Source organism: Stenotrophomonas sp. SrG (assembly GCF_050031795.1).
GTDB classification, from domain to species: domain Bacteria; phylum Pseudomonadota; class Gammaproteobacteria; order Xanthomonadales; family Xanthomonadaceae; genus Stenotrophomonas; species Stenotrophomonas rhizophila_A.
The window spans coordinates 1-230 of the sequence record NZ_JBNBBE010001786.1; the positions used below are offsets into that span (position 1 = coordinate 1).

At 65.7% G+C, this 230-nt stretch carries 1 pseudogene; it reads left to right on the forward strand.

Features of this window, described 5'->3' with window-relative positions:
• A pseudogene (locus tag ACQG3P_RS25410) lies at window positions 1–230 on the forward strand (efflux RND transporter permease subunit); the annotation flags it as partial.

A 230-nucleotide genomic window follows, 5' to 3' on the forward strand; every position in this document is an offset into this window, starting at 1 on the left:
CTGTCGCTGATGGCGCTGGTGGTGGCCACCGGCTTCGTGGTCGACGATGCTATCTTGATTATAGAGAACTTCGTGCGCTATATCGAACAGGGCAAGAGCGGCCCGTAAGCGGCCGAGATCGGCGCGCGCCAGATCGGCGTCACCGTGCTGTCCCTGAGCGGGTCTCGGGTGGCGGAGGTGCTGCCGCAGCTGCTGATCCCCGGCGTCACCGGCCGCCTGGTCCACCAGTT